The organism is Actinomycetota bacterium, assembly GCA_040755895.1.
Lineage (GTDB): Bacteria > Actinomycetota > Aquicultoria > Subteraquimicrobiales > Subteraquimicrobiaceae > Subteraquimicrobium.
Window position 1 is genome coordinate 1 of sequence record JBFMAG010000106.1, and the last position, 5,334, is coordinate 5,334.

7 protein-coding genes are annotated in these 5,334 nt (G+C 47.6%); all 7 read right to left on the reverse strand.

Annotation, left to right across the window (positions count from 1 at the left end; genetic code table 11):
- Positions 1-192: 192 nt before the first annotated feature.
- Positions 193-432 (reverse strand): AbrB/MazE/SpoVT family DNA-binding domain-containing protein, encoded by a 240-nt coding sequence (locus AB1466_05045; protein MEW6189459.1) that lies wholly within the window; start codon positions 430-432, stop codon positions 193-195.
- Between the two features lie 177 nt (positions 433-609).
- The gene (ruvB, locus tag AB1466_05050; protein ID MEW6189460.1) at positions 610-1,626 is read right to left on the reverse strand and encodes a Holliday junction branch migration DNA helicase RuvB; all 1,017 of its coding nucleotides are present in this window, start codon (positions 1,624-1,626) and stop codon (positions 610-612) included.
- 93 nt (positions 1,627-1,719) lie between these two features.
- Entirely contained in the window at positions 1,720-2,316 is a 597-nt protein-coding gene (gene ruvA, locus AB1466_05055; GenBank protein ID MEW6189461.1) for a Holliday junction branch migration protein RuvA, read from the reverse strand.
- A gap of 70 nt (positions 2,317-2,386) precedes the next feature.
- The gene (ruvC, locus tag AB1466_05060) at positions 2,387-2,908 is read right to left on the reverse strand and encodes a crossover junction endodeoxyribonuclease RuvC (GenBank protein ID MEW6189462.1); all 522 of its coding nucleotides are present in this window, start codon (positions 2,906-2,908) and stop codon (positions 2,387-2,389) included.
- Positions 2,909-3,012: 104 nt separating this feature from the next.
- Positions 3,013-3,774: a YebC/PmpR family DNA-binding transcriptional regulator gene (locus tag AB1466_05065; protein MEW6189463.1), complete on the reverse strand. Its 762-nt coding sequence runs from the start codon at positions 3,772-3,774 to the stop codon at positions 3,013-3,015.
- 52 nt (positions 3,775-3,826) lie between these two features.
- Positions 3,827-4,396 carry a pyridoxal 5'-phosphate synthase glutaminase subunit PdxT gene (gene pdxT / locus AB1466_05070; protein MEW6189464.1) on the reverse strand — a complete coding sequence of 190 codons (570 nt, stop codon included), beginning with the start codon at positions 4,394-4,396 and terminating at the stop codon, positions 3,827-3,829.
- Positions 4,396-5,280 (reverse strand): pyridoxal 5'-phosphate synthase lyase subunit PdxS, encoded by an 885-nt coding sequence (gene pdxS, locus AB1466_05075; protein MEW6189465.1) that lies wholly within the window; start codon positions 5,278-5,280, stop codon positions 4,396-4,398. Before pdxS ends, pdxT begins: the two co-directional genes overlap by 1 nt.
- Between the last annotated feature and the right edge of the window lie 54 nt (positions 5,281-5,334).

Sequence of the window (5,334 nt, forward strand, 5' to 3'; positions counted from 1 at the left end):
TTATTTTCCGCCTTCGGTGTTGCCAATATCTCCATTAAAGTAACTATCGAAGTTACTCCCTTTACCTTGCCTTCCTCGATAGCTCCAAGGATAGCCGAGGTGATCTTGAGGTATTTCTGATTCTCTTCAAAATGATAGATAAAAATAGCCGTATCTAAGCCGATCACTTCATCTTCCCCTTAAATCTTGGTGTTAACTTTCCCAGGTTTCCCTCTCTCCCTGAAGATATTCGTTGACATCCATGCCTTTCCAGAGCTCGCTATGTAGGCCCTTCATGTGCTCCACATAGCTCCTGGGCTTTGCTTTAAGGTAAATGACGCCCCGCTCCGCTACGAAAACGAGCTCGTCGCCCTTCTCTAAGCGCAAAGCTCTCCGTATTTCCTTTGGGATAACGATCTGATATTTGCTGCTTATCTTGACCGACTTTTCCATCTCCCTTTTCCTTTTACCTTCTGATTCTGATATTTTACTTTACTTATAATCACTATGTAAAGCGCTGAAGCGCAAAAGTTCATTACTCCCACAAATTTGTATAGAGTTCATCGAATCTCACATGTCATGTTTTAAATATTTCTAAAGGGGGTTGGACTTTGAGGTCCGCAAGTTTATTTAAAATAGTTTATTTTGGTGTCTGGGATCGGATACACTCAGATGTTTATAGGCGAGTTCGGTGGGAATTCTGCCGCGGGGTGTTCGCTGAAGGAATCCCAGTTGGAGAAGATAGGGTTCATAAACATCTTCGATGGTTTCGGGCTCCTCCCCAACGGCAACCGCCAGGGTATTTAGTCCGACGGGGGTCCCCCCAAATTTCTCAATGAGGGTAAGTAAAATTCTCTGATCCAGCTTGTCCAACCCTTTCTCATCCACTTCAAAGAAAGCCAACGCCTCACAGGCTATCCCCTTTGCAACCTTTCCATCGCTTTTGACCTCGGCATAGTCCCGAACCCTCTTCAAGAGCCGGTTCGCCACACGAGGGGTTCCCCTGGAACGGCGGGCTATTTCCTGAGCTCCTTTGGTATCAATATCGACTTGGAGGATGGATGCCGAACGTCTAACTATGGCGTAGAGTTCATCCTCAGTGTAATATTCGAGTCTACAATTCACACCGAATCTGTCTCTAAGTGTGGAAGTAATAAGTCCAGTTCGGGTGGTCGCCCCAACCAGCGTGAAGGGCGGGATGTCCAACCTCAAAGATCTTGCTCCGGCGCCCTTTCCAACGACGATGTCAATTTTGAAATCCTCCATCGCTGGGTATAAAATCTCCTCCACCGTCCGACTCAATCGATGGATCTCATCGATGAACAATACATCTTGGGGTTGGAGATTGGTGAGGATTGCTGCCAAATCCCCCGCTCTCTCCAGTGCTGGTCCCGAGGTCACCTTTATGCTTACACCCAACTCATTCGCAATGATGCCAGCTAAAGTGGTCTTACCTAGTCCGGGTGGACCTGACAAAAGTACGTGGTCTAAAGCCTCCCCTCGGGCTTTAGCCGCTGAAATAAAAATTTGAAGATTTTCTTTTACCCTCGTTTGTCCTATAAATTCCTCCATCCATCTGGGGCGAAGGGTCTTATCGTATTCGATGTCCTCGGATGTTAGCTTGGCAGATACGATCCTTTCTTCCATAACTATCCTTCCCCCAACACTTTAATTTAAAATGCAAAGATCAAAAATTGAATTTTACTTCATTTTGCATCTTGATTTTTAAATTTGGAAGTACTATTTGCTTGATGCCAAATTTTTCAGGGCGTACTTCAAAAGCTCCTCGGTGGAGATTTCTTCCTTGTCATAGGGAAAACCTTCCAGAGCGTTCTTTGCCTCCGCTGCAGAGTAGCCCAAAGCCATTAAAGCCTTCCTCGCCTGGGCATAGGTAGAGCTCCTACCCCTTTCCTTGGAAAGGGTGGCAACCTCCGGCAGAGATAGTCTCTCCTTCAACTCCAAAATTAGCCTTTGGGCACTCTTCTTTCCTATGCCGGGAATGGCACTGATGAGTTCCACATCCTCTCGTACGATGGCTTCCTTTAAAGAATTAACGGAAAATGCAGAGAGAATAGCCAATGCAACTTTTGGGCCAACGCCGGTAACCGACAATAGATACTCAAAAAGCTCCCTCTCACAGGGAGTAGAAAAACCATAAAGTTGCAAAGCATCGTCCCTTACGTGGAGATAGGTATATAAACTGGTAGTTTCCCCAATTGCGGGTACTTTGGAGAGAGAATTAGTGGATAGAAAAAGCTCATAGCCAATCCCATTGACATCCAAAACAACACACCTGTCCGTCTTTTCCTGCACTTTTCCTCTTAAAAATGCTATCAAAAGTACTTCCCCTTCTACAATAGTTAGCCTGTTTGCTCGTTGGCCTGTTGGCTAGTTGGCTGTTTCGTCTTCATCTCTCGTTCGACGTCCGTCCTTCAACGTTCGTCCGTATCCTCTCTCCCATCCTCTTGCAGTGGGCATGACATATGGCCAGAGCTAAAGCATCCGCCGCGTCGTCCGGTTTGGGAGTTTCGGCAAGACCGAGGATGGTCTTGACCATGTACTGAATTTGCTCCTTGCGAGCCCTACCATATCCCGCCACGGCTTGCTTTATCTGAAGGGGAGTATACTCGAATGTCCTTAAATTATAATTTGCCGCGGCCAGAAGGGCTATTCCGCGAACCTGTCCCACAGCCATCGCGGTTTGAGCATTCTTGCTGAAAAAGAGCTGCTCCAAGACGAGCTCATCGGGCTGATTTTCCTCTATTATCTCCACCAACCTCGCATAGATTTCTCGAAGTCTTTGATGGGTGGGAAGACCAACTTTAGTCCTGATACAACCATAACGCCTCAGTTTGAATTCATCCCATCGGTAATCGACGATACCATAACCGGTACAGGCAGTCCCTGGGTCAATTCCCAAAATAATCATGAAAGTCCTCTAATAAAAATCGAACATTTGTTTTATAATATAACACAAAAAAGCCACCCTGTGTCAATGAAATTCAGCCTTAGGATTTTTGAACTTTGGGTGGCTTACTTTACCCCTATGGTGAGTTCCTCCAGTATCTCATCGGGAATATCGAAGTTTGCGTATATTTCCTGTACATCGTCGTGCTCCTCCAGAGCATCCATCAACCTCAACACCCTCTTCGCTTCCTCCTTATGGAGTTTGACGGTGCTCTTCGGGAGCATAGTTATCTCCGCCGAATCCGGTGTTATCCCATGCTCTTCCAAGGTTTTGCGCATGCTCATGAGATCGGTTGGGGAGGTAATGATCTCATAGTGATCATTCTGCGCCCTCATGTCTTCGGCACCGGCTTCTATAGCAATGGTTAAAAGCTCATCTTCATCTATCCCCTCTTCTTTGTTTATCAGGATATGACCTTTTTTATCGAACATCCAGCTTACACAACCCGTTGCTCCCAAATTCCCCTGGTGTCTTGAGAAGATGCTTCGTATATCCGCGGCGGCTCTATTCCTGTTATCCGTCAAAACATGAACTATGATGGCTACTCCATTGGGACCATATCCCTCGTAAATGATGTGTTCGAACCTAGCTTCTCCCAACTCCCCCGTACCTCTTTTGATCGCTCGCTCGATATTTTCGTGAGGCATGTTGTAGTCCCTAGCTTTTTGGATGGCGGTCGCCAAAGCGGGATTTAAATCGGGATTTCCTCCCCCCTCTTTTGCAGCAACCATAATCGCTCTTGAGAGCCTGCTGAATATTCGTCCCCGCTTGGCATCTTCTCTGCCCTTCTTGTGTTTTATCTGCGCCCATTTCGAATGTCCAGACATCTAAAACACCTCATCTTGAGTCAACCCGCAAAAATTCTCCTCGATTTAATCCCTACTTTACAAATTTTTCTATAAAATATTCATGAATCCTGCAATCGCCCGTAAGTTCGGGATGGAAAGCAGAAACCAGTAATCCATTCTGTCTTGCCATTATAATTTTACCATCAAATTTCGCCATAACGGTGACCCCAGACCCCACCGATTCGATCCAGGGAGCGCGGATAAAAACGCCTTTGAAAGGTCGAGAACCGAGCTCAGGGATATCCAAATTGGCTTCGAAACTCTCCCTTTGCCTTCCGAAGGCATTGCGCTTGACCTCGATATCCATGAGTTTAAGCAGCGGTTGAGTTCCCTCGGTTATCTTCTTGGCCAGGAGGATTAAACCTGCACAGGTGCCGTAGACGGGAAGACCATCGGCATGAAACTTACGTATGGTCTCCACAAAGTTATATTTTTCCATGAGTTTGCCTATGGTGGTACTTTCTCCTCCGGGGATAATGAGGGCATCTATAAGCGAAAGCTCGTGAGGTCTCTTTATGGAAATCCCCCGAGCTTTGCATCGCTCAATCATTTGAACATGCTCTCTAACAGCTCCCTGGAGAGCGAGTACTCCTATATTCACTACCATCCTCTAAACTGGAGTAGATTCTCCTCACCGATTTGCGAGATCTCAAGACCCGCCATCGCCTTGCCCAGTTTCCTCGAGACCCTGGCAAGAACCTCAGGATCGTTATAGTGAGTGGTTGCTTCAACGATGGCTCGAGCCATCACAGCAGGATTCTCGGATTTAAATATTCCCGAACCCACGAAGACTCCATCCGCACCGAGTTGCATCATCAAAGCGGCATCCGCTGGGGTTGCAATTCCACCAGCGGCGAAATTGACCACGGGAAGTTTGCCACTCTTGGCAACCTTGCAAATGAGTTCATAGGGAGCCTGCAATTCCTTCGCCGCCGTCATGAGCTCGTCCTCGCTAAGACCCTTTAGGCGGCGAATTTCCCCCATTATGAGACGCATGTGGCGAACGGCCTCCACCACATTGCCCGTTCCGGCTTCCCCCTTGGTCCTTATCATCGCAGCGCCCTCTCCAATGCGCCTTAAAGCCTCTCCAAGATTCCTCGCCCCGCAGACGAAGGGAACTTTGAAATCCCACTTATTTACGTGATGCTCTTCGTCCGCCGGAGTTAGTACCTCGCTTTCATCGATAAAGTCCACTCCCAAAGATTCCAAGATCTGTGCCTCAACGAAGTGACCGATCCTCACCTTGGCCATCACCGGGATGGTTACCGCATTCATGATCTCCTCGATTATTGCTGGATCGGCCATCCGTGCCACTCCACCCGCAGCTCGGATATCCGCTGGAACGCGCTCCAAAGCCATGACCGCCACAGCACCAGCCCCTTCGGCGATCTTCGCCTGTTCAGCATCGGTAACATCCATAATTACTCCGCCCTTGAGCATCTCAGCGAGCCCGGTTTTAACTCTGTACGTTCCCTGCCTTACCATACAATTCCCTCCAAAACTCACGAGGTAATCAAATCATACTATATAAATCATACT